This window comes from Terriglobia bacterium (assembly GCA_020072565.1).
Lineage (GTDB): Bacteria > Acidobacteriota > UBA6911 > UBA6911 > UBA6911 > JAFNAG01.
This window is the reverse complement of the sequence record JAIQGI010000033.1, coordinates 22,577-47,830: the sequence shown is the minus strand read 5'-3', so window position 1 is coordinate 47,830 and position 25,254 is coordinate 22,577. Positions and strand designations below refer to the sequence as shown.

Below are 25,254 nucleotides of genomic sequence, written 5' to 3'. Positions count from 1 at the left end.
ATCTCCCTGCATGTTCAACACGATTCTCACCAAGATCGTCGGCAGCAAAAACGAGCGCGATCTGAAAAAGCTGGCGCCGTCGGTCCAGAGCATCAATGAGCTGGAACCGGAAATGCAGCGCCTTTCGGATCTGCAACTGGCGGAGCTGACGCCCAGATTCCGCCAGCGACTTGCGGACGGAGAGTCGTTGGACGACATTTTGCCTGAGGCGTTTGCGGCCGTCAGGGAGGCGGGCAGGCGCACCCTCAACATGCGTCACTTCGACGTGCAGCTCGTCGGCGGCATGGTTCTGCACCAGGGAAAGATCTCCGAGATGAAGACGGGGGAAGGAAAGACCCTGGTCGCTACCCTCCCCGCGTACCTCAACGCACTGGAAGGGAAGGGCGTCCACATCGTCACCGTCAATGATTACCTGGCAGGGCGCGACAGCGAGTGGATGGGTAAGGTTTACCGGATCATGGGGTTGACGGTCGGCTGCATCCAGCATCCTCTGACCGACGAAGAGCGCAAAGTTGCCTATGGCGCCGACATCACCTACGGCACGAACAACGAGTTCGGCTTCGACTACCTCCGCGACAACATGAAGTACGACCTGGCCGATTGTGTACAAAGGGGATTCAACTACGCGATCGTGGACGAGGTGGACTCAATCCTGATCGATGAGGCGCGAACTCCTCTAATCATCTCGGGACCGGCCGAAGAATCAACGGACAAGTACTACAAGATCGATCGCATCGTTCCCAGGCTCCGTCGTGACGTCGACTATCAGGTGGATGAAAAAGCGCGGACCGTGAACCTGACCGAGGAGGGGGTCGAAAAGGCCGAAAAGCTCCTTGCAGTCGGTAATCTGTTTGAGCCCCAGAACATGGACTGGGTCCACCACATCTACCAGGCACTGAAGGCCCATCTGCTCTTCAAGAGGGATGTGGACTACATGGTCAAGGATGCCGAGGTGGTGATCGTCGACGAGTTCACCGGCCGTCTGATGCCCGGACGCCGTTACAGCGACGGTCTCCATCAGGCCTTGGAAGCCAAGGAGAATGTGAAGATCGAACGCGAGAACCAGACCCTCGCGACCGTTACTTTTCAGAATTATTTCCGTATGTACAAGAAGCTTGCCGGCATGACCGGAACTGCGGAAACCGAGGCGGAGGAGTTCTTCAAAATATACAAGCTGGAAGTCAACGTGATTCCGCCCAACAAGACTCTAGTCCGAACCGAGCATCAGGACATCATCTACCGCACCGAACGGGAAAAATACAACGCCGTCGTTGAGGAGATCAAGGAGCTGCATGAGGTGGGCAGGCCGGTCCTCGTGGGCACCGTCTCGATCGAGAAGTCGGAGAAGCTCAGCACGCTGCTGAAGCGCAGCGGTGTTCCCCATGTCGTCCTGAACGCCAAGTACCATGCCAAAGAGGCGGAAATTGTAGCCCAGGCGGGCAGGAAGAAATCTGTGACCATCGCGACTAACATGGCCGGGCGGGGCACCGACATTCTGTTGGGCGGCCATCCCGACTTCCTCACCGTGCAGAGCCTGCGCGAGAAGAACCTGGCTCCGGAGACCGTTGCCAAACAGGAGTATGACCGCATCCGCGACCATTGGCAGTCCGTCTGCCAAAGAGAGCATGACGACGTCGTCGGGCTTGGCGGATTGCATATCCTGGGCACAGAACGCCACGAGGCCCGGCGTATCGACAACCAGTTGCGCGGGCGCGCAGGGCGCCAGGGTGATCCCGGCTCCTCGCGCTTCTATCTCTCGTTGGAAGACGATCTCATGCGCATCTTCGCCAGTGATCGCATCTCGGGCATCATGCAGTCGCTCGGAATGGAGGAGGGCGTTCCGATCGAGAGCAGGCTTATTACCCGTCAAATCGAGCGGGCACAGAAGCAGGTGGAGGCACGCAACTTCGAAATCCGCAAACACCTGCTGGAATATGACGATGTGATGAACAAGCAGCGCGAGGCCATCTACGCCATCCGCCGCGATCTGCTCGAGGGTGTCGACCAGAAGGAATACATCATGAATCTGGCGGAGGACATCCTGATCGAGTTGATCGACAAGTATGCCCCCCGCGACAAGCATCCCGGCGAGTGGGATCTGGAGGGCCTGCGCATCAGCGTTGGAAATCAGTTCGGTACCGACATCACGGCTCTTGGTTTTGACGTCAAGGAGGCGACCTACCAGGAGCTGTCAGAGAAACTCAGCGACACCATAAAGCGCATTTACGAGGACAAGGAGAAGCGAGTCGGCCCGGAGTTCATGCGCTACCAGGAACGCATGATCATGCTCCAGGTGCTCGACGTGCAATGGAAGGACCACCTGCTGGCCCTCGACCATCTGAAAGAGGGCATCGGCCTGCGCGGCTACGGTCAGCGGGATCCTCTCATTGAGTACAAAAAGGAGAGCTTCGAGATGTTCGAAGCTCTCAACGCCCGGCGGGAGGAAGAGACGATCCGCTACCTCTTCCTGTTCGAGCCCATCAGTATTGAAGAGCAGCAGGAACGGGCACGACAGCAGGAAGAAATGCGCCGCAGACAGGCGCGCGAACAGAGCCTCGTCTATGGTTCGGGTGGCGACGGGTCCGTTGCTCAGCGCAAGCGCGATGTCGCCAAAGTCGGACGCAACGACCCCTGCCCCTGCGGCAGCGGAAAGAAGTTTAAAAAATGTCACGGAAAATGAATCGCACCAATTGAACCACAAAGGCCCAAGAGACCTCAATGAACAAGGTGCTTTGAGGTCTTAGAGGTCTGCGCGGTTTGGTTCGTTGCCTCGGTATCCCAACATCCCTGAAAGAATGCCATGGTTCGAGACGTAAACTTCAAAGAGGCGATTACTTTTGACGATGTGCTGCTGGAGCCGGCCAAGAGCGATATCCTTCCCACGGAAGTGGACATAACCACCCGGCTGACCCGGAGGATCTCCCTGAACATCCCGCTGCTCAGTTCTGCGATGGACACGGTAACAGACTCTCGCATGGCTATTGCCATGGCCCAACAGGGCGGCATGGGCGTTGTCCATAAGAACATGTCGGTTGAGGCCCAGTTCGAGGAGATCGACCAGGTCAAGCGCTCCGAGAGCGGGATGATCGTGAATCCCATCACCATGTCTCCGGAGCAGAAAATCCATGAAGCCATGGAGGTGATGAAAAAATACAAGATCTCCGGGCTCCCGATCACTTCCAGGGGCAAACTGGTGGGCATTCTTACCAACCGGGATCTCCGCTTCGAGACAAGGCTGGACCTCAAGATTTCGGATCTGATGACCAAGGACAATCTGATCACCGTCCCCGTGGGCACCACTCTGGAAAAGGCCAAGTCCATCTTGCACCGGCACCGAGTGGAGAAGCTGCCGGTCGTGGACGACAAATACCGCCTGCGAGGGTTGATCACCGTGAAGGACATACAGAAGAAAATCGCTTACCCCAGCGCCTGCAAGGATGGGCTCGGCCGATTGCGGGTGGGGGCGGCTGTCGGGGCCACCGGCGATTTTCTGGAACGTGCGGCCGCCCTGGTGAAGGCCCATGTGGACGTCCTCGTGGTCGACACCGCCCACGGTCACTCCACGCGGGTGATCTCGGCGGTGAAACAGCTCAAGCGCAAGTTTCCCGAAATCGACGTCATCGCCGGGAATGTGGCAACGGAGGCGGGGACCAGGGAGTTGATCCGTGCAGGAGCCGACGCCGTCAAAGTAGGCATGGGCCCCGGCTCGATTTGCACCACGCGTGTGGTCACGGGCTCCGGCGTGCCCCAGATCAGCGCAATTCTGAACTGTGCCAGGGCGGCGCGGCGCGAACGCATCCCGCTCATAGCCGATGGCGGCATCAAGTATTCCGGCGACATCACCAAAGCGCTGGCTGCCGGGGCCGATTGCGTCATGGTCGGCTCTCTTCTTGCGGGCACGGACGAAAGTCCCGGGGAGACCATCCTCTATCAAAATAGAAGCTACAAGGTTTACCGGGGCATGGGTTCGCTCGAAGCCATGAAGGCAGGGAGCCGGGATCGCTATGCCCAGGAGGGGGTGTTCCTGGAGAAAAAACTCGTTCCCGAGGGGATCGAGGGGATGGTCCCCTACAAAGGGAGTATCGAAGTGATGATTCCACAGCTCACCGGAGGTCTGAGGGCGGGCATGGGTTACTGCGGCTGCCGGACAATTCGTGAACTGCGGACGAAAAGCCGTTTTATCCGCATTACCAGCTTCGGACTCAAGGAGAGCCACGTTCACGACGTTCTCGTGACCAAAGAGGCTCCCAACTACCGAACCGAACTCTAGTGAGAAAGGCGCAAGAAGGGGACATCCTGATTTTCCGACTATTGCTGTGTAAGTCCCATAAAAAGTGGGCCTCCCGAATCTCCAGGGGGGACACCCTAAAATCCCGGGATCCGCGAGGAGAGTCGGAACGTGCCCTGTTTTCCCCCTCTTTCATGATTTCGCTTAGACTTTTTGGCCGCCATCGGCGTCCCTATCATGTCGGCCTGCAGCGGAGATCCTTAGGGGCATGAGGCAGACCAGGTGATCCGACGATTTTTGGAAGGTGATGAACAGGCGTTCACCGAGCTTGTCAGGCAGTGGGAGACCAAGGTTTTCAATTTTGCGTGGCGCTATCTGGGCAACCGGGAAGACGCGCAGGATGTCGTTCAGGAAACCTTTCTCTCCGTCTTCAAGTCGGCCAAGAGCCTGCGCGATCCGGACAGTTTCCCCACCTGGCTGTACCGCATCACCCTTAACCATTGCCGATCGCGCTGGCGCAGGCGGTCCTCCGACGTGGCGTTGGACGAACCGCTGCAGGGTGGCGCGAACGGTGAAAGGGATCTCACTCTGTCGATGACGGCGGGATATGAGCCGCGCGATAGCGTCGAAACCCGCGATCTGATTCGGAAGGCATTAATGGGACTCAGCGAGGAGCACCGTTCCGCCATCATTTTGAAGGAATATGTGGGGCTCAATCTCGAGGAGGTTGCCCGGGTCATGGACTGCCCCCTATCGACTGCCAAGTCTCGGCTGTATCACGGCTTGAGAGGGGTGCAGCGCAATCTGGCCCGAATCGGCATTCGTTCGTAACGCCATTAGCCAGGAAGTTTGCCATGCGATGCGATGAAATCAAGGAACGCTTTGTGGATCTGCTTTACCATGAACAGGGGACTCCTTCGGCCAGTCCGGAGTTGCAGGCGCACTTTCGATCGTGCCCCAACTGCCAGAAGGAACTGGCCGAGCTCAAGGATCTCCAGACGACCCTCAAAGTCTGGCGGGACGAGCCGCCGCTGCGGCCGGTGACGATCCCGCGGCCGGAGCCCGTCCACAGCCATTGGTGGTTTCCCAATTGGCACATGGCCCGATACGCGGCCATTGCGGTGCTGGTCACACTGGCTTTCCTGGGGCTTTCGAATGCCAGCATCCGATGGGACCGGAATGGTTTTTCGTTCAGGACCAGCCTTCTGCCCAATGCAGCGCCGGCACCGCTGCCCTCCTCCGACTTCTTTACGAAGGAGGAGACGCAGGCGATTGTCCAGAGGATTATGGAGGAAACTCGGGATGACAACATCCGGATGGCGCATCAAGTGCTGGATACGGTCGACCAAGAGCGCGCTACCGAGTATCGCAGCATTGCTCGCCAGATCAAAGAGAGCCGCAGCAAGAACTAGCCGGTCCGGTCAGGGCCGCATTAGGGGGGAAATACAGGTGACTACGCAGGGCAGGATACGACAAGCATGGTTCAGCGCTCTGGTTCTTGGATGCTTCTGCCTGTCGCTGGGAGCCCAGAGCATCCCGAGCACCCAGACCGCTCAGAGCACCAAGGCAGTGAAAGTCGAAAGCGCGCTGGTGCGCCCATTTATTCAAGGCTTTGAAACCGCCCTCAACATCGCCGCCGCCGCCTCGTTCCCGGGTCCATTCGGCGTGGAACAGAAGGCGAGAGGCTTCTATATGCCGGGATTCGGATACGAATTCATCTTCGCCGTCAATACTCGCCGCGGCGTGGTTCAAACTCCCTTTGGAGCATATGATCCTGACGCGGATAAGACGCCCGAGCAGCGAAAACAGCGCGTCGAGGAATTGAAGGGAAACCTGGTGCGTATACTCCTTAGTGCCGGCAATGGAGCGGTGAAACTGCAGAAGGATGAGTACGTGGCGATCATCGCCGTCTTTGAAGAGCGAGACCCGGTCAATCCCGACGGAAATCTGAGCAAGACGCTCATTTTGAGCGTACTCAAGAGTGATTTGGACGAACTGGCGAACAAGCAGGAACGCTACAGCGAGCTCAAGCAAAGGGTGAAAATCGTTGAGTATTAAGGTACAGGCAGTCAAATCACGCAAACTGATCGGTCAAGTCTTCCTGGAACGTGGCCTGATTGATGACGAGGAGCTCCGCACAGCCCTCAATCTTCAGTCCGAATCGCGGGAGAAACTCGGCAAGCTGCTCGTCGATCTCGGCTATGTTTCCGAGAAAGACTGCCTTGCCGTGGTCGCGGACCACCTGAACATCTCAGCAATCAGCGGTGTGGAGTATCCAGCCGTCCCGGTTCTGGAAAACGTCCTCACGCTGCGATTCATGAAGCAATGCAAGTTCGTTCCCGTGGCGCTGGAAAACAACGTTCTCACCCTGGCGATGACGGATCCCCTGGACGATGCCACTCAGGACCTGGTGCGGCAAACTACGGGGTACGCCGTGAATGCCGTCTTAGGGGCTGAGAGCGAGATCATGGACGTCCTGGAGAAGTTCTACGGCTCCTCCGCCTCCACGTTCGGCCGCATTATCGAAGGGATTGACGAGGGGAACCTCGAGAGCCTTTCGGATGAGATCGAGGATATCGAACAGTTGAAGGACCTTGCTTCGGAGGCTCCCGTGATCAGGCTGGTCAACCTGATCATCTCCAAAGCTATTGAAGGCAGGGCCAGCGACATCCACATCGAGCCCTTTGAAAAGGATCTGAAGGTCCGCTACCGCATTGACGGCATCCTCTACGATGTTGAATCCCCCCCCAAAAAGCTGAAGGCGGCGATCATCAGCCGTGTCAAGATCATGGCCAAGCTGAACATTGCGGAAAGGCGCCTGCCGCAGGATGGCCGTATCAAATTGAAGGTTCTGGGGAAGGACATCGACTTGCGCGTCTCCACCCTGCCGACGATGTATGGCGAGAGTGTCGTCATGCGTATCCTCGACAAGAGCAACAGTGATCTTTACGATATCAAGCGTCTGGGTTTTCCGGAGGATTCACTGCATGATCTGGAGGCGCTCATCCGCCGGCCTCACGGGATTCTCCTGGTAACCGGCCCGACGGGAAGCGGTAAGACGACCACGCTCTACAGCGCCCTGGACACGATCAATCTGCCGGATAAAAAGATCATCACCATCGAGGATCCGGTCGAATATCAGATGGACGGCATCAACCAGATCCAGGTCAATCCGATGATCGGCCTGACTTTTGCCGCCGGCCTGCGCCACATCGTGCGCCAGGATCCGGACGTCATCATGGTCGGCGAAATCCGCGATCTCGAGACCGCCGAGATCGCTATCCGAGCCGCGCTCACGGGGCACCTGGTCTTTTCGACCTTGCACACCAACGATGCTCCCAGCGCTATCACGCGTCTCATCGATATGGGCGCGGAGGACTATCTGATCGCCTCATCGCTGCTTGGCGTTCTGGCACAACGCCTGGTCAGGGTCATCTGCCCGCACTGCCGGATTGAGGTATTCCCGGTTCCGGAGATGCTGGATGAGATCGGCTACCGGCGCGGCAACGGTCACCAATCCCACCGCTTCTATGAAGGCCGGGGCTGCGAGCGCTGTGCCAACACCGGCTTCATCGGCCGAGTCGGCATCTACGAACTCATGCTTATCAATGACGAGGTGCGTAAACTGACTGTCGGCAAGGCGGATTCGGGACAGATCCGCAAAAAGGCGCTCGAATCCGGCATGCGCTCCCTCCGGGATGACGGCTGGTTGAAAGTGAGGGGCGGCCTGACGACGGTTTCCGAAGTGTTGCGCGTCACTCAAGAGGCTTAAGGGCGAAGATTTTATGGCGGCGTACACATATAAAGCAGCGACGATGGAGGGCAAGCTGGTCGAAGGGACCATGGAGGCGATGGACCTGGGCATTGTGTCCCTGCGACTCCAGGAGATGGGCCTGCTCCCTATCCGTGTCGGAACCGCTGCAAGAAGGACTCCCCTTACGCGCGACATTCCATTGCCGTGGAAGAGCAAGAAGGTGCGGCGCAAGGACCTCCTGGTTTTCACGCATGAACTCCACACCCTGGTGAGATCCGGCATCCCGCTCGACCGCAGCCTCGCCGTTCTCGCCAAACTGGCGGAAAGCGCGGCACTGGCCGAAGTGATCTCGAATGTACTCAGGGCGGTCAAGGAAGGCAAATCTTTCTCTGAAGCGCTCGGGCAATATCCCGAGGTGTTTCCCAAGGTGTACGTCAACATGGTGCACGCCGGCGAAGTGGGCGGGGTCCTCGAGGAAATTCTCGGGCGCCTGGCCGTTTTCCTGGAGACCAGCGAAAACCTTCGCTCTTATGTGGTCGGTGCCCTGATTTATCCGGCCCTCTTGTCTGTGGTAGCTATCGCCAGCGTGTCCATCATGACCTTGTTTGTCGTGCCGCGCTTTGCTGGTGTTTTCCGTGACATAGGAGTCCCCCTCCCGCTTGCCATGGCGATCCTTCAGGGGTTGGGGAACTTTCTCAGCTCTTACTGGTGGCTTCTCCTCGCGGCTGGAATCCTGACCGGTGTCTACCTGCGCCGGTTCCGGACGAGCCCTGAAGGGCGCTTGAAGTGGGATCGCTGGCTGCTCCGGCTTCCGCTCTGGGGTGCTGTAGTGCGCAAGATCGAGGTGGCACGTTTTTCCCGCACTCTCGGTACGCTCCTCCACAGTGGCGTCCCGCTTCTGCAGGGGATGAATATCGTGCGGGAGATTCTCTCCAACCAGGGCATCGCCATCGCGATCGAGCCGATTCGCAATGGGATCAAGAAAGGGGAGGGCATTGCCCAACCGATGAAACAGAGCGGTGTCTTCCCGCCGCTGGCAATACATCTGATCGAAGTGGGCGAGGAGTCGGGCAAGCTCGACACCATGCTGATCCAGGTCGCCGAAGTCTATGACGTGGAAGTTCGCAATGCAGTCAAGAATCTCATCTCCTTTTTCGAGCCCGCCCTCATCCTGGCGATGGGGCTCATTATCGGCACCATTGTCGTCTCGATGCTGATAGCCATATTCAGCATCAACGATGTGCCGCTCTAATAAAGGAAAACGTATGTCTGTTAACGAGAATAACCGAACTTCGGAGAAGGGCTTCACGCTCATCGAACTCATTGTCGTGCTCGTGATCCTGGGGCTGCTTGCGGCGGTCGTCGCTCCGAACATATTCAACAAACTGTCAAAGAGCAGAGAGCAGATTGCGCGCATCCAGATCAAGGAGCTCGAGGGGGCTCTCCAGATGTTTGCCTTCGACCTCGGTCGCTACCCGACCAATTCCGAAGGCCTGGAGGCTCTGGTTTCCAACCCGGGGAATCTCGAAGCGTGGAGGGGGCCGTATCTCGCCAAAGCGCTTCCCATGGATCCTTGGGGAAAGCCTTATGTTTACCGATGCCCAGGAACCCACTCGAACGATTTTGATCTCTTATCGTATGGGCCCGGCGGTGTGGAAGGTCAAGGTGAGGAAATCGGAAACTGGAAATGAGCCTTGCGCGCGCCCGCGCGACCGAGGTTTCTCACTTCTGGAACTGGTACTGGTTCTGGTCGTGATGAGCCTGGTCATGGCGGTGACTTATCCGGCGCTGTCGCGCGGCAGGACGGCGTTCCACCTGCGCGCTATCGGGCGCGATGTGATTAATGCTCTCCGCGTTGCCCGGGAGACGGCGGTGACGGAGCAGAAGGTGATGATGGTGACGATTGACAGCCAGACACAACAAGTGACGGTTTCCGACGATGTGGGGGATGGCGCCCGGACGTTTCAACCACCTGCGGACGTGAGGATCCTCGGGCTGACGAGCGCCGGGGAGGAGATGCTGCAGGACCCCCTGAGGATTCGTTTTCTTCCCAATGGGAGCTCGGAAGACGCACAGATCCTATTGAGGTCGGAGACCGGCGCCAGCCTGAAGATTGTGCTGGACCCCATCACAGGTGGGGCTCAAGTCGCTCCGAGTCAGGGAGAGAAAGCGCCATGAAGCGCGAGTCGGGGTTCACTCTTCTGGAAGTGCTGGTGGCGCTTACCATTATGGCCGTAGGAGTAGCTCTGACTTTATCCCTGATTTCGGGATCGCTCGGCAACATCCGGAAGGTGAGGGCTCACACGCGCCTGATCGACCACGCCCAGGCGGTGATGGAAACCGCGCTGCTCGATGACAGGATCCAGGGCGCAACCACGCTTCACGGCGATTTCGAAGACGGAACGCGCTGGTCGGTCGTGGTCAGCGAGGTTGAAATGCCGGCTCCCCAAACGGCGCTGCCGCTCAATACACAACTCCAGATGCTGACGCCCATCATGCTTTCGTATGTCGTGGATGTCATGGAACCGAATTCCCCCAAGCCGGATTTTCAACTGCAAACCCTGAAATTGATCAGCCCTCCGCCGCAGCCAGGGCAAGCCCGGGTGCCACAATGAGAAACCGGCCGCAAACACAGCGCATCCTGAGAGCCGAGGGATTTACCCTCCTCGAGATGCTGGTATCCGTGACCTTAGTCGCGTTGATGGCGCTTTCTATTTGGGCGGTACTGCGCATCAGCATTGCTTCCTGGAAGCGCGGCACGGAATCGATCGATGCCAACCAGCGACACCGCGCGACGTTGGATCTCATGCAGAAGCAGGTGGCATCTGTTTCCGCGATGATCCCACCAGTCGACCTGCAGACGGGCGCGGGGCAGGCTCCGATATTCGAAGGATCGCAAACCAGCGTTGAATTCATCTCGCTGTGCTCGCTCCGCTTTCGAGATAATCCCGGTTTGACCGTGGTCTCCTATGGGATCGTACCCTCAAACCAAGGGGAGTTTGCGCTCGTCGAGCAGGAGACACGATACCTGGGCGGGGACCCGACCCAGTACGTCGATTTTGCCGAGGGCGATCAGCCGGCTACCACCATTTTCGACCATCTTACCAGCGGGACTTTCGAGTACTTAGACCCCGGCACAGCCGACCGTCCGTCACAGTGGGTCACGGATTGGAGTGCCGTGGATTTGGGACGCCTGCCTACGGCGATGTCGATCACCCTGAACACTCGTGATGCCGTAGGCGCCCTGCAGAGCCGGAAGCTGGTCATTCCTTTTATGGCAGAAGTAGAAAGTCTGCAACCGGGTTTTATCGACCCGTTCGATGGGCGGATGGTCGTGCCCGGCGGCCCTCCGTCTGGTGGACGGCGGGGTGGTCCCGGTTCCAACAATCCGCCCGGTGGACGGCGGGGTGGGTCCGGCTTTGACAATCCGCCCGGTGGGCGGAGAGGCGGCCCGGGGCCCGGCAATCCGCCCCCCGGCGGACGGAGAGGGGGCAGGTAATGACGATTCGCCCCCTGATGGACAGAGTGGGAGGACCGCATCGGATGATGCGCACAGGAGACCATGATCGAGGCGTCGTCTTGATCGCACTTCTCTGGATTCTGACGATACTCTCCGTCATTGCGCTCAGCTTTGCGCGCGAGACATTTGTCGAAGTTGCCGCAGCGCGCAATGATCGCGATCTTGCCGATGCTTACTATATTGCCCGCGCCGGCATCGCGACTTCCGTCTACCAACTCTACCAGAAGATGTACCTGACCCCCCCGCCGCAAGGACTGCAGAATCTTCAGGCGCAGCAGCCGGATGCGGTCGACCTCGGAAAAGTCACGGGGCAGTTCGGCGACGGCGAGTACGAGGTGGAGATTCAGGACGAATCAGGAAAGATCAATCTGAACATCGTGATGGAGGAGCAGCTCAGGGCCTTGATCAATGTGATCGGCATCAGCGACCCCGACGCCAGCGTCATCGTCGATTCCATCCTGGACTGGCGCGATTCGGGCACCATGCCCAGGCCCAACGGCGCAAAAGATGACTACTACCAGACTCTGCAGCCTCCGTACCAGACGTGGAAAGACGCCCCCAGGATGAAGGCCGTGGAGGAGCTCCTGCTTGTTCGGGGTGTCACGCCGCAGTATTTCTATGGGCGCCGCGAAAAGACGCCTGATGGGCAAATCGTCGACCGTTACGGCCTGTTGCGGTGCCTGACTGTATATGCGCCTGCAACGCTGCGGATCAATATCAACTCCGCTCCGCTTCCCGTGCTGCTGTCGATTCCGGGTATGCCCCCCGCGGCAGCCCAGATGATATACGAGCGGCGGCAGGTGAAACCGTTCACGAGCTGGGATGAGATCAGCAAAGAAGTGGTGCCGAATCCGGGACCGGCGATTATTTCATACATATCGTGGACACGAACGGGCATTTTCACCCTGACTGCGTCTGCCCACAGGACGAACTCGAAGGCGCGCAGAGTCATCCGCGCGATCATTCGATTGAATCCCGGCGGGCAGGAAAAATACACGATTCTTTACTGGAACGAAAACATTCCAAACTGGTAGGGCGAGACAAAGTGATCTATCTGAAAACCAGCGTGGGGATTGAAATCCGGCAGCAGGATCTGCTCATTTCCTGTCTCAGGAGCAACTTTGCCGGCGGCGTATTCACCAACTATATGCGTGTCTCCGGCTACCGGCAGCGCGACCCGGAACAGGTGCGCGATGAAATCCACGGTTTTTTCAAGCGGGAAAAAGTCAATCGGGACAACATCGTGCTCGGTCTTCCCCGCCAGGACGTCATCTTGCGCTACCTGGATCTGCCCAAGGAGGTGGAGGATAACCTCAAGCAGGTCATGCTCTTTCAGGTGCAGTCCTTTGAGCCGACGGATGAGGAGAAACTGTATTACGACTTCGTGCCCATCCGCAACGGCCAGCCCGACAAGAGGCTGCATGTCCTGGTCATGATGATCCGGAAGTCCATTTTGGATGCCCACCTCGAGACCATGCGCCAGCTCGGCATCTGTCCGGCTGCCGTCACAGCCGGATCGGTGGCTCTCGCCAATATGTTTTTGGGAACACATAACGACGGCCGGGATAAGACCTTCATCATGGCCGACCTGAAGCCTGGCGGAATAGAACTCGCCGTTCTGCGCGGCGGGGCTCTCATCTACGGCCGGGAGGCTGCCAGACCAGGCGGTGTACCCTTGAAACAATTCCTGCTGAGCGAGATGGAAGTGGCGGTCGGGAAGGTGCGGCTCGATCCGGAAGAGAGTATCGATGGCATCATCATGGCCGGAGAGGAATCTGAGAGCGCACTTCAGGAGCTGTGGGAAGACGTGCCCGGCTGCGAACTGATGGGAGACAGGCTCCGGTTTGAGATGTCGCCGGAAAACAAGGCATTTCTTCAGGAGGCCGTGACGTCGCTCGGATTGGCCTACGTGGGCATCACACGCCGGCTGCCCATGAAGCTCAATCTGTTGCCAGCCGAGCGCAGAGTGCACCAGAAGCGCTGGGCCTATGTCCCCACCATCATACTCGGCCTGTGCATTGCCGCCGCTCTGGCTGGACTCGGTTTCCACCAAATGGTTCAGCAGCAAACCCTTATCCGCAACCTGGACCAGGAGATAAAAAAACTGGAGGCGCCCGCCAATCGCGTCAGGGAGTTGCGTTCCCAATCGCAAGCGCTCGGGAAAAGAATCGCCTCCCTCGAAGAGGTTTTGCAGCGACGCGATCAAAACCTGGATATCCTGCGGGAGTTGACCAACCTCCTCCCCTCCGACACCTACCTGAGGCAGTTTAGAAACCAGGATTGCACGATTACGCTGAATGGCGAGAGTCCTCCCTCTGCTTCTTCGGACCTGATCAGCAAAATTGAAAAATCGCCTCTGCTGAAGGATGTAATCACGATAAATGCTACGTTTAAAAACATCCAGACGGGCAAAGACATTTTCAGCTTTCAAGCTAAGTGCGAGAAATAAGCCGTGAAGATATCTATGAGAGAAAGGCAGTTTCTGATTGCAGGCGGCGGTGCTGTGATTTTGGTGCTTGCATTTTACCTGGTGCCGCTGCTTCTTCCGGAAGATCTTTCCGCCACTGTGGAAAACAAGAAAAACCTGCTGCAGAGGCAGAGGGATATGATCGCCCAGGAAGAGACCATCAAGGCTCGCATCAACCAGGACCAGCAAAGGCTGAATCAGGATCTGAGCCGATTATTACCTTACCAGAAGGCTTCCGATGCGGGGCCGGCGTTGCAGAAGGTGCTGCAGGATCTCGCCGACGCGAACCAGGTCGAGATGTCACGCAAGAACATCCAACCTGAGCAGAAGATCGATGACAACCTGACGAAAGTCACCGTTCAAATCGACGTCACCTGCACGATGGATCAATTGGTCCGCTTTCTCGCCGCGATCGAGAATTACGAGAAATTCTTGAAAGTGGACGCGCTTTCCATCATGCAGACGGGGATGCGCAACAGAGACCAGATTCGGCCTTCGCTCTGGGTGGCAGGTTTCGTTGCGATTCCGGCCCTCGCGGCAAAAACCGCGGAAAAGGCTCCCGGCGCGAAGTAGGGGCTGAAAAGATACTGAGGATGTTATGACCAAGAAATGGATTGCGATCAACCTGATGCTGCTGCTGGGTGCGGGGTTGCTGAGTTGGCAGCTCTATGTCTCCGCCCAGCGTTTCAACGCCGAAAACAGCCTTGCCAAGCTGGAGGGAATGCCGGCGGCAAAGAAGAAAAGTGCGCCCGAGGCCGCGCTTCCTGCGCAGCAGCCCGTTAAGAAGTACAGTGACGCGGAGTATGGCATCATTCCCGCGGCCAACCTCTTCGCCGAGTCCCGCAAGCCGGAGGAAAAGACAGACACGCCGGCGCCGGAGCCTCCCAAGAAGCTGGACAACCCGCCCATTCTGGTCGGGATCGTGGTTTCAGGCTCTCAGCGCGTGGCTATGATTAATGATCCTACAGCTCCCAACGTGCCCGGCACGCGGCGAACACAAACCATGCGGGTTGGGGACAACTATCGCGGATTTGTGGTGACGGATATTACGCAGAATGGCATGGTCCTGGAATCCGGCCCGAGCCGGGAAGTCGTACCGCTTTTTGCCCCGGGCAAATCCCCTCAGCAGGGTAAGACTCCGATTCTGGCAACCCAGGTAGTGAATTTCGGCCCTGGTCAAGCCCGGAGCCCGGGGGGCGCAGCAGTCGTGACTTCGGCTGCCGCCGGCAGGACAACGCCGATCTCAAGTCCGGCACCCACTGCCGGGTCACGCCCGGCCCAGCCCCAGACCCCTGCGCAACAGCGGGGAAGCGCGCAGGCAACGCAGCAGGCTCCTGCGATTCAGTTTCAGCAACCGACGCAGTTGTATCCGAACCAATACATTGATGCTCAGGGCAGGGTAATGACCCAGTCACCATTTGGCACCTTTCCTGTTCAACAGCAAACCATCCCGCCCCAGCAACAGCCGGTGAAAAAGTAACGAACCTTGTAACCAAGAGGAAGTCACGTGCAAACGTTCAAACGAAATCTATGGATAGCCAGCCTTGCATTTATTTTGGCCGCAACAGGCAGCATTACTATGGAAGGGGCCGTATCCCAGGAGCCATCCCAGTCCAACCCGCCAGGCCAGACTCAAGACCAGACCGCAGCGGAAAAACAGAAGGCGCTGCTGGAGCAGCGGCAGAAGGACCTGGAGAAACTTTTGCAGGAGATGCAGAAGGCAGCCGGTACCCCTGTTCAGGCGCCAGTTCCGGCCCCGATTCCACAAAATCCCCCACCCGTTCCAGGCATCGCCCCGCTGGTGCCTAACTCGCTCAACCAAATCCAGCTGAAGTTCGACGCGATGCCGTTGTTTGAGTTCATCACCAATGTTGCCGATATGCTGGGAATCACTCCGATTCTGATCGACCCGGATGTGAAGGGAACTGCCACCATCTACAGCTCCACCGCCATGGCGAAGGAGGACGTGTTCCCGATATTCAGCAGCGTCTTGAAAAACAACAACGCGGCGCTGGTAAAATCGGGGAATTTTTATAAGATCGTGCCGATTTCGCAGGGGCTCAGAGAAGGACTGGAGATTGTGGACAGTCCCCCTCCAGCGCCACCCGCAAAGCCGCCCTCGGACAAAGATGCTCCGAAGAAAACGGATCCGGCGGCCGCCGGCCCGGCCAAACCGCCCGCCCCGCCCGGTACCGTCCCACCTGCAGGCACGCCGCCTCCCGGCGCGGCTGTCACGCAACCTCCTGCCGGTGCGGCAGGAGCACCTCAGACTCCGCCTGCGCAGACGCTGCCCGTGCCGCAGGCGACTCCCCCCTCGCAGACACGCCCTACGGCTCCAGCTCCGCCCCATCTGGCTACGCACATCATTCGTGTCGAGTTCGTACCCGTTCAGAGCCTCGTCGAACCGCTCAAACTGTTCATGACCGAAGGCGGCGTGATCATGCCTTACGAGCGGCAGAACATGCTGATCATTACCGACTACACCGATAACGTTCAGAAATTGCTCGAGGTCGTCCACCTTCTGGATAACAGCTACCTCGATCCGGATCTGATCGAGCTGATCGAGATCAAATTCAATGTGGCGGCCGATGTGCTCGAGGACCTGCAGAAGGTTTTCGGCACCACCAAAGACAGCGGCACCGGGATTTACATGGTTTCGCTCGATCGCATTAACGCCATTTTGGTGATGGCTAACTCCAAGCGCGCTCTCGAGGAGGTGAAACGCTGGATTGCGCGGCTGGATACGACGACCGGCAGAAGCGTTCAAACCTTTATCTATACAGTCGAGAACGGAACCGCGTCGAACATCGCCATGGTTCTCTCCCTCCTGTATGGAGGCAGCGAGAGCGGTACGTCCGTTGGTATGCAACCGACGGGCGCAGGCGGCGGCTATTCTGGTGGCGCCCCGGGCGGTACAGGCACGGGCGGCCGCATGGGGACGGGGACGGGAACCGGTGGAATCCCCTATTCCAGCGCTCCGGGTAGTTCAAGATCCATGACATCGGCCCTCGGTGGGAGCTCCATGTTTGGCGGCGGAGGGCAGCAGGGTTACGGACAACAGGGTTACGGTGGCTTTAACAACCCCTATGGTTACGGTGCAGGGGTTTTCGGAGGACAGCAGATCGGAGGACCGCGGCTGAATCAGGGAATGGGAGGAATGACCGCGCAGGTGCTGAATGGCGGTCAGTTCTCGGGTCTGCAGGGGACCGTCCGGCTTGTGGCCGACGACATGAATAACGCCTTGATTATCCAGGGGAGCCGTGCCGACTATGAATACCTTCTGGAAACCATCAAGCGCATGGACATCCTGCCGCGCCAGGCGATCATCGATGCGCGCATCTTTGAGATCGACCTGACGGAATCTCTCAGCTTCGGCGTCTCGGCGACCCTGCAGGCACGGCAGCCGGGAGATGGCCTCACGACCGGCAGCATAGCGGCCGGTACCGGAGCCCTTTCCGCGCAGAGCTTTGCCTTTGTCGGGGCCTCGCGCGATATTCTGATGAATTTGAATGCGTTGCGCGCCAAGACAAAAGTGAGGATCCTGGAGGCTCCGTCGGTGCTCGCGATCGACGGCATGCCGGCGCATATTCAGGTCGGCGGTTCACAGCCGATTCCGGGTCAGACCGTTATCGGAGGAACGCTTGCCACGTCAAGCGTGGACTACGTGCCGACCGGCACGGAGTTGGAGATCACGCCCCGCATCTCGGCCTCCGGCACCGTGACCCTGATGATTTATCAGGGCGTAACCACTATCGGACCGGCGTCTACGGTAAATGGCCAGCCGACTCCAACCTTCAACACCACAAACGTGACGACCACTCTGGCGGTGAAGGATGGGGAAAGCGTTGCCATCGCCGGAATGATCAGGGAGGCGAACACAAACGGGCGCAGCGGCGTGCCGTTTTTTTCCGACATCCCGCTGCTGGGCGCCCTCTTCGGGAGCACCAATCGCAGCAACACGCGAACCGAGCTGCTCATCATGATCACGCCTCACGTGATCAGGACGCCGGAACGCTTCCGGGAAATGACGGACCAGATTAAGGATTCCCTGCGTAGCGTAGGCAAGTACGCGGACGAGAAGCAGAAGGAGATCAAGGAAGATCAGGAAAAGGGACTCAAGGAGCGCTTCGACCAGCAGCAGAAGCAGATAAAAAAGTCGGAACAAAAGTCCGATCCGCCTCCGCCGATCAAGAAAGAGGAAGAACCGTCAGCCGACGTTCGACCTCGGATCCCCGACTTCGACTTCCCGCATCGGACCGTCTGAAGGGAATGCTCAACGATCTGAGAGCGTAAACGGCAGGAAGTCAAAATTATGAAGGCGGGATTCAGAAGATGTGAGAAGATAGCGCCGAAGGAAAGCGCCTTAAGGGGTAGCCCGGGGCAAACGAAGCGTCGCCCCGGGCTAGAGTCTGATCAAGGATCGCTGCACAACTGGGATTTATTCTGCCCCTGACTCCTTTCGTCTGTCCCGTCAATGAAAAAGGCTCACTCGAGAGCTAAAGGACCACAAAAGAGACAGGCCGGTGCGACCCACCGAGGGGACGATATTCTTATCCCCATTCTGGCTCGCGCAATCCTGGTGGCCGCAGGTTTTGCCCTTTTCCTACCTGTAGTTGCCAATGATTCCTTTTATTTCTCCCTCATATTCCTGAAAAGCGTCCTGTTCCGAGCTGTGGTTGAGTGCATGCTCCTGCTCTATGTGGTGCTGGCAGCGCTTGCTCCCGCGTACCGACCCCGGCTTCACCTTATCTCCTACGCGTTGCTTGCCTGGTTTGGCGTTATGTTCATCAGCTCTTTGCCAGGCGTCAGCGTCGACGCCTGGACCAGCTGGTGGGGAGACTTCAGGCGCATGGGAGGCCTGGTCTCGCAGTTGCATCTATTAGCCTATTTCTTCGTTCTGAGTCAGAGTCTCAAGCGCGAGCGCGACTGGCTGAGCCTGTTTACGGCTTCGCTTTTCTTCGGCGTGCTGATGGGATTCTCGGGCATGGTGGAGTATCTGGGGCTGGGCTACCTGTATCGGTTCCCGCAGGAAAGCCGCATCGAAGGGGCCGCGGGGAATGCGGGCTTTCTTGCCGCCAACATGCTGCTCAATTTCTTCATTGTCCTGTGGCTCTTAAGCCGCAAGGATAAGGACTCGGCCTATCCCCTAATTGCAAAAGTGTGGCTGACACTCTTGGTCTTGCTGGATCTGTTCGCAATATGCTGGGACCAGTTCAGCGGCGCCGGTATCACTTCCGGACTGGCACTGCCCCCAGTTGCCATCTTCGCGCTCATCCTCCATGCCGCGACCATCTGCTGGTTCATCATGCGCCGCAACGTCCGCGCCGGCCAGGTTTTCCTCGTTCTTTTCGGCGCGTGGTGCATTTTCTGGATGTACCTGACACAGACCCGCGGCGCCATGCTCGGTCTGGTCGGATCCGTTCTGTTCCTCCTGGGCTGGTATTTGTGGGGCAGCGCATCCAGGAAGGCGAAACTGGTGTGTGGCGGTTTGCTCCTATTCGTAGTTTTGATGTCGTCGCTCATGCTCCTCAACCGCCAGTCAGCCTGGGTGCGGAGTCATCCGACACTGTTTCGCTACACCACGCTCTCCCTCAAAGACCCCTCCATCGAAAATCGTGTCGCCACGTGGAGAGCCGCTGCCGTTGCCATTCAGGACCGGCCCATCTTCGGTTGGGGGCTTGAGAATTTCAAGAACGCTTTCGACGCCCACTTTCCCAACGAAATCTATCGCTCGTTGTACACGGAAGTATGGTTCGATCGTGCTCACAACCTGTTCATTGATGTTGCCACGACGACCGGTTTGATCGGGCTGGCGGCTTATCTCACTTTTTATGGCCTGATCCTCACATTTCTCATGCGGCAGTGGTATCGGACGAAAGATCCGGCAGGCAGCCTCGTACTTGTCGCTTTGTTATTGGCCTATCTGCTCCAGGGTCTTTTTACCTTCGATACCATAAATACCGACGTGACCCTCTACCTCGTCCTGGCGTATGTCGTTTACCTGCACGCCGGATCCAAGAGCCCGCAGCCCGATCCGGTGCGGAGACCTGTGCAGACCGGAGTGACTTGGAAGGGTCGGGCCTCGATCGGAGCGGCCGCGATAATTCTGCCTGCAGCCTGGACCTTTGCCGTCAGCCGGCCTTTCGAATCGAATCGACTGCTCCAGCGCGCAAGATTATCCAGCAAAGTAATTGATCCGCGAACAGGCGCAGTGCGCACTGCTTATGGCGAAGGACTTATGGGGCTTTATCAGCGGGCCGATGAATATCAGACGACCGGGTGCCATGAACTGCATGAGGTGTTTGCCAACTATGCATTGGACGTGGCTCGTTCATCCGATATCCCGATCGACTGGAAGATCCGTGTGATCCGGAAGGGAGTCGATTTCTTCAAGGAGAGCATTCAACGGATACCCGCCAATGCACGTTACTACCTCTACATGGCAAGTCTGGTAAATGCCACGTCCGATATCGTTCGTCAGGCCGATCCGCTGTTGGCTGGATCGCTGGCAGAGACAACCCTGGCAATGCTGCAGAAAGCAGAAGTCCTAAGCCCGAGCCGCCCGCAGGTGTACCTCGAAAGAAGCCAGACTTTTCTTTTTCTGGGCCGGCCAGAAGATCGACTAGCCGCATTTGAAAAAGGTGCGGCGCTGTGCGTCGCGATCAAGGAACCGCACGTCGACCTCATTACTCTGTATATCGCGAGCGGCCGTTTTAACGACGCTGCGAGAGAATGGCAAGACCTCAAGGAGCGAGGGTTCAAGCTGACTGCGGCGGACTACGATCGCGTGATCAGCTTTTACGATGCCAGCAAGAAACTGGAACCCATAGTCGAGCTTTACAGGGAGCAACTCAAGGAAACCCCCAACGATGCCACCGTTCTGGCTCGATTGGCCGGCACGTACCGGGACCTGGGTGAAGTGGACCTCGCACGCCAAACCGCAATGAAGGCTGCCACTCTGTCGCCAAAGGTGGCCGCTGAGCTTCAGACCTTCCTGGACAGCCTCAAACGATCCTCCCGATAACTTCACTCCCATAATTTCGCTTGCGCCCGAGTCCCCTTCGCGATAAAAACACTCCCAAGTTGGAGAAGAACTGGGATCGGCATCAGGTGTGGATTTGCGTTTTCCTGGCGGTTGCCACGCTGGCGGTCTATGCCCAGGTGTACCGGCACGATTTCATTGATTTCGATGACGGCGCATACGTCCTTGATAACTGGCGTATAGCGAACGGACTGACCGCGAATAATATAATCTGGGCTTTTACCACGGGTTATGCCTCAAACTGGCATCCTTTGACCTGGCTTTCTCACATGATTGATTGCCAGGTCTTTGGCCTCAATCCCGGGCCGCAACACCTGGTGAACCTGTTCCTCCACGTGGCCAACACTCTGCTGCTGTTCCTGGTGCTCCGGGATCTGACCCGCGCCGAGTGGAAATCTGCTTTTGTTGCGGCGCTTTTCGCCCTTCACCCGCTTCACGTTGAATCCGTCGCCTGGATCGCCGAGCGGAAGGATGTCTTGAGCACTCTGTTCTGGCTTCTCACTCTGTGGGCTTACACCCGCTACGTGCGAAATCCGGGCCGCAACCGGTATCTGCTGATGCTCTTCCTCTTCGGGTTCGGCTTGATGGCCAAGCCCATGCTGGTCACCCTTCCTTTCGTGCTCCTCCTCCTTGATTTCTGGCCCCTTCGCCGCTTCGCTCTGGACTTGCCGGTCCGAAAGGGGAGCGCTCGGCCGCCGGCGCCGTCAATCATCAATAGATTTCTTGTGCCTGTTCTGCCTCTGCTCCGCGAGAAGATCCCCTTGTTCCTGCTCGCGGCCGCCTCCAGCATAATCACTTTCGTTGTCCAGAAGGCCGGGGGGGCGGTCAGGACGGTCGAAGTTATATCGTTCGACACCAGGATCGCCAATGTGCTCCATTCTTACGTTGCCTACCTCATGAAGACAGCCTGGCCTCACAATCTAAGCATCTTTTATCGGTTGCCTTTCGGCGGCTATCCAGCCTGGGAAGTAACTGCGGCGGCAGCGTTCCTACTCTGTGTCTCTGTCCTGGCCCTCCATTTTGCGGGCCGCTTTCCCTATCTGGCCGTCGGATGGTTCTGGTACCTGGGTACGCTTGTTCCTGTGATCGGCCTGGTTCAGGTCGGGGGACAGGCGATGGCGGACCGATACACCTATGTCCCGTTGATTGGGATTTTTGTTGTTGTCGTTTGGGGCGTTCCAGATCTGGTCGCGAAATGGCCCGGCGCAAAGAGGTCCCTGGCGGCGGCCGGAATGATGATGGTATTGGCTTGCTCTGTGACAACCTGGTTTCAGGTGCGATTATGGCGGAACACTTCGTCGCTTTTCGCGCACGCCCTTGAGATTGACGGCGACAACTACCAGGCGCACGGAATCGCGGGAACAGATCTGGCTCTGCATGGCAAGTACGAGGAGGCGATACGGCATTATTTAGAGGTGCTCCGGCTTCAGCCTGCGGATACTGAGATCATGTGCAATCTGGGTTATGCTTTTTATAGGCTGGGTAAGAAAGATCAGGCGCTGGAACTCTATCAAAGGGCGCTCAAGATCAAACCGGACTACCCGATCGCATTGAGGAACATGGGGCAGGCGCTCTACGACCAGGGCAAGTTCGAGGAGGCTGTGGTACTCCTGAGGAGGGCCGAGCCTAAGATGCCCGAGAACCTAGTTCTTTGTTCCTCCCTCGGCAATGCCCTCGCAAAGCTTGGTAAGAATCAGGAAGCCATAGATGTCTATAATCGGGTTTTGGCTATGCAGCCCGCTTATGTTGAGGCGCAGTTCGGCCTCGGCGTCGCGCTCGCACAGCAGGGCAATACACCGGATGCTGTACGCAGTTTCGAGAAGGCTCTTCAGATCAAGCCTGATTACCCGGAGATTTACGACACCCTGGGAAATATCTCGCTCAGTCAGGGACGCATCGACGAGGCGCTATCCCATTACGCTGAGGCCCTGCGGCTCAAGCCGGACTATGCCGAAGCGCACTATAATATGGGTGTTGCCCTTTACAGCCAGGGGAAGAAGGCCGAGGCGATCGTCCATTACCGCGAAGCAATACGTCTCAAACCGGATTATGCAGACGCTTTCTACAATCTGGCAGTGGCCCTGGGAAGCCAGGGCGATTTCCAGGGTGCGGTGGCGAACTACATCGAGGCGATCCGCGTAAAGCCGGACTTTGCGGATGCCTACAATAATCTGGGAACGTTGCTGTTCAACCAGGGGCAGGTACAAAAAGCCCTGGATGCTTTCACGGAGGCGCTGCGCGTCAGACCGGATTACGCGGAAGCCCGCCGAAACCGTGATCTGATTCTCTCAAGCCTGGGACGGTCAAAACGGATTCCCTGAGCCTTCCGCGAGTTTTGCCCGATACCCCACCCGCTGTCGATCCCCAATGCCAGGTCGTTCTCCCACAGTCGGGGCGCCCGGCAAAGTCTGTTTTTGCAGCAGGGATGCTATTTTCTGCCTGGCAGGGGAGCTAATCGGAGAAGATGGTAGCGTTCCGGGGGAACGGAACCAAAAACGAAGGGAATCGGGCCCCAGCGATAAAAGTAAAAGCCCGCGCCCAGGTTGCGATTCATGGTTGCGAGCCCCTGGTGCATCGCCACTTCGATGGTCTCCTGGGAGGCGACGACTTCTGCCGGTATTGCAAAAGTATTGTTATTGTTTTCCGGTATCACCAGGAGGTCTCCGGGGCGAAGCTCTTTCTTGCTGGTATCCAATGGCCGCGCTCCGAACGCTTCCATGTAATATTGAAATCCCCAGTGGCCTTGGAACCAGACCGCGCCAGGCCTGCTTTGGGCTCTCTCCTGGATGAGGGTGGCTGCTCTCCGCGCGGAATTCGCCAAGTCGGCGTCCGCCCAGGCGACCCAGAGGGAAAGAAGGCCTGAGACCAGCAGGGGCACACCCAGCCGTGCGCAAAGGTATCCGGGAGAGGCCCCGACAGCCTCGAGGCGTCGCACAAGGATAATACTTGCTGCCGGAACCAGCGGCAGAACGGACCGGATGTTGACCGTCCAGTTAAAAAAGCCGGCGAACAGCAGAGTGCCGAGCACCCAAAGGATCAGCAACAGAGAATTCGCGTCTCTCCATTTCCAGATGTCGGCGGCTGCCAGCGCCAGAACGCAGCCCCCCCCGGCGAGGAACAAGGCCAGTTGCAGGCCGACCAGTCCTCCGTGGTCCGGTGCGACCAGCGCTCCCGCATTCGCCCAGTCCATCCCGATGACCAGTGCCGCGCAGCCACTCAGCATGGCTCCGATGAGGATCACAACGCGCGACCATAGGACGGGAGCGAAGGTCAGTGCCGGCAGCATGCAACCTCCGATGAAGCCGAGGCAGACCAGTCCCTTTGCCAGCGTAGAGACGTTTTCAGTGCCCTGAAAGGAACTGGCATACTGAGCCGCATCCAGGAGCAATCCCCTGCCATAATACGCGCCCGTCCACATTTGGTACCCGGCAAGGACGACGACCGGAATCAGAAAAAACCATGCCCAGCTTCCCAAGCGGCGTTGCCGGACCAGCGTATATACCAGCAGGAGCGGGATCAGAGACATGCCGAAATATTTCGTCAGGGCGCCGGCAGCGATCATCAGACCCGCTGCGGACAGGTACAGTGGTTTTATCGGCTCCAGCCCATCGATCCAGAAAATAATCGCGAAAATCCAGAAGGCCAGCATCATTGTGTCGCACATCACCGTGCCGGCGGACACCAGGAAACCTGGTGTCAAGAGCGCCGCTGCAGCGGCCAAAAGAGGCGTACGGCAGAACCGGCGGGCAAGGCGATAGGTGCCGAGGATTATCCCGAGTGCCGGCAGGAGAAATGCAAGATGGAACGCCCGCTCGGACCATCCGGCGAAATAACCGACGACGGCGCCGTAGTAAGAGGCCAAAGGAGGATTCTTGGTCACTGCCGACATCGGTTCCGCCATTTTGTACCAGACCAGCTTGAAACCGTAGGGATCCGATGGATGATTCACTATCTGCTTCGCGGCCCAGACGAAGAGCGGGTCATCGATGTGAAAGGCCCTGCCCGAGAAAGGAACCAGGCAAAGGAGTGTGACAACTGTCAGAAGTACGCATGACCGCAGCGGCGGCCAGTCACGGACGAACGGGATCAGCCCCTCGCCGGCAACAGCAGACCCGCGCAAGTTTTTCCTCCCATGTTTCTTCGCTTGTGCCGCAGCAGCCTGGTTTTGGGATTTTCCGGTCGGGGACGAATGCCGCTTCATGGGGGATTCTCCGGTGTGTTTCATAATGGGAGTTTCAGATAT

Annotated in this window: 19 protein-coding genes; 18 read left to right on the top strand and 1 reads right to left on the bottom strand. The window is 58.0% G+C overall.

The genetic code is table 11. From position 1 onward, the window contains the following. Positions 1 to 10 precede the first annotated feature (10 nt). From secA to LAP85_19210, 18 genes are all read left to right on the top strand, one after another. A complete protein-coding gene (gene secA, locus LAP85_19295; GenBank protein MBZ5498548.1) occupies positions 11 to 2,680 on the top strand; it encodes a preprotein translocase subunit SecA in 2,670 nt (889 codons plus the stop codon). Between the two features lie 120 nt (positions 2,681 to 2,800). Beyond that, on the top strand, positions 2,801 to 4,270 hold the full coding sequence (gene guaB, locus LAP85_19290) for an IMP dehydrogenase (protein ID MBZ5498547.1): 1,470 nt from the start codon (positions 2,801 to 2,803) through the stop codon (positions 4,268 to 4,270). Between the two features lie 240 nt (positions 4,271 to 4,510). Next, complete coding sequence (locus tag LAP85_19285) at positions 4,511 to 5,059, top strand: sigma-70 family RNA polymerase sigma factor (GenBank protein ID MBZ5498546.1); 549 nt, start codon at positions 4,511 to 4,513, stop codon at positions 5,057 to 5,059. Between the two features lie 23 nt (positions 5,060 to 5,082). Beyond that, a complete protein-coding gene (locus tag LAP85_19280) occupies positions 5,083 to 5,640 on the top strand; it encodes a hypothetical protein (GenBank protein MBZ5498545.1) in 558 nt (185 codons plus the stop codon). Between the two features lie 37 nt (positions 5,641 to 5,677). Continuing rightward, entirely contained in the window at positions 5,678 to 6,286 is a 609-nt protein-coding gene (locus LAP85_19275) for a hypothetical protein (GenBank protein ID MBZ5498544.1), read from the top strand. Continuing rightward, on the top strand, positions 6,276 to 8,000 hold the full coding sequence (gene gspE, locus LAP85_19270; GenBank protein ID MBZ5498543.1) for a type II secretion system ATPase GspE: 1,725 nt from the start codon (positions 6,276 to 6,278) through the stop codon (positions 7,998 to 8,000). Before LAP85_19275 ends, gspE begins: the two co-directional genes overlap by 11 nt. A gap of 13 nt (positions 8,001 to 8,013) precedes the next feature. Continuing rightward, positions 8,014 to 9,234, top strand: a complete 1,221-nt coding sequence (locus LAP85_19265; GenBank protein ID MBZ5498542.1) for a type II secretion system F family protein — start codon at positions 8,014 to 8,016, stop codon at positions 9,232 to 9,234. Between the two features lie 13 nt (positions 9,235 to 9,247). Continuing rightward, complete coding sequence (gene gspG, locus LAP85_19260; protein MBZ5498541.1) at positions 9,248 to 9,673, top strand: type II secretion system major pseudopilin GspG; 426 nt, start codon at positions 9,248 to 9,250, stop codon at positions 9,671 to 9,673. Beyond that, positions 9,648 to 10,160, top strand: coding sequence for a GspH/FimT family pseudopilin (locus tag LAP85_19255; GenBank protein MBZ5498540.1), 513 nt, complete (start codon positions 9,648 to 9,650; stop codon positions 10,158 to 10,160). Before gspG ends, LAP85_19255 begins: the two co-directional genes overlap by 26 nt. Further along, positions 10,157 to 10,597 (top strand): type II secretion system GspH family protein, encoded by a 441-nt coding sequence (locus LAP85_19250; GenBank protein ID MBZ5498539.1) that lies wholly within the window; start codon positions 10,157 to 10,159, stop codon positions 10,595 to 10,597. The genes LAP85_19255 and LAP85_19250 overlap by 4 nt, the downstream gene beginning before the upstream one ends. Next, on the top strand, positions 10,594 to 11,481 hold the full coding sequence (locus tag LAP85_19245) for a prepilin-type N-terminal cleavage/methylation domain-containing protein (protein ID MBZ5498538.1): 888 nt from the start codon (positions 10,594 to 10,596) through the stop codon (positions 11,479 to 11,481). The genes LAP85_19250 and LAP85_19245 overlap by 4 nt, the downstream gene beginning before the upstream one ends. Then, positions 11,481 to 12,536, top strand: coding sequence for a general secretion pathway protein GspK (locus LAP85_19240; GenBank protein ID MBZ5498537.1), 1,056 nt, complete (start codon positions 11,481 to 11,483; stop codon positions 12,534 to 12,536). Before LAP85_19245 ends, LAP85_19240 begins: the two co-directional genes overlap by 1 nt. An 11-nt stretch (positions 12,537 to 12,547) precedes the next feature. After that, positions 12,548 to 13,951 carry a pilus assembly protein PilM gene (pilM, locus tag LAP85_19235; protein MBZ5498536.1) on the top strand — a complete coding sequence of 468 codons (1,404 nt, stop codon included), beginning with the start codon at positions 12,548 to 12,550 and terminating at the stop codon, positions 13,949 to 13,951. Between the two features lie 15 nt (positions 13,952 to 13,966). After that, a complete protein-coding gene (locus LAP85_19230) occupies positions 13,967 to 14,542 on the top strand; it encodes a type II secretion system protein M (GenBank protein MBZ5498535.1) in 576 nt (191 codons plus the stop codon). A 25-nt stretch (positions 14,543 to 14,567) separates the two neighbouring features. Then, positions 14,568 to 15,449, top strand: a complete 882-nt coding sequence (locus LAP85_19225; protein ID MBZ5498534.1) for a hypothetical protein — start codon at positions 14,568 to 14,570, stop codon at positions 15,447 to 15,449. 27 nt (positions 15,450 to 15,476) lie between these two features. Beyond that, positions 15,477 to 18,233, top strand: a complete 2,757-nt coding sequence (locus LAP85_19220) for a hypothetical protein (protein MBZ5498533.1) — start codon at positions 15,477 to 15,479, stop codon at positions 18,231 to 18,233. Positions 18,234 to 18,653: 420 nt separating this feature from the next. Then, complete coding sequence (locus LAP85_19215; protein MBZ5498532.1) at positions 18,654 to 20,993, top strand: O-antigen ligase family protein; 2,340 nt, start codon at positions 18,654 to 18,656, stop codon at positions 20,991 to 20,993. 86 nt (positions 20,994 to 21,079) lie between these two features. Further along, positions 21,080 to 23,332: a tetratricopeptide repeat protein gene (locus LAP85_19210; protein MBZ5498531.1), complete on the top strand. Its 2,253-nt coding sequence runs from the start codon at positions 21,080 to 21,082 to the stop codon at positions 23,330 to 23,332. Positions 23,333 to 23,439: 107 nt separating this feature from the next. Here the strand turns inward: LAP85_19210 and LAP85_19205 are convergent, their stop codons facing one another. Beyond that, positions 23,440 to 25,212, bottom strand: coding sequence for a glycosyltransferase family 39 protein (locus LAP85_19205; protein MBZ5498530.1), 1,773 nt, complete (start codon positions 25,210 to 25,212; stop codon positions 23,440 to 23,442). Positions 25,213 to 25,254 lie beyond the last annotated feature (42 nt).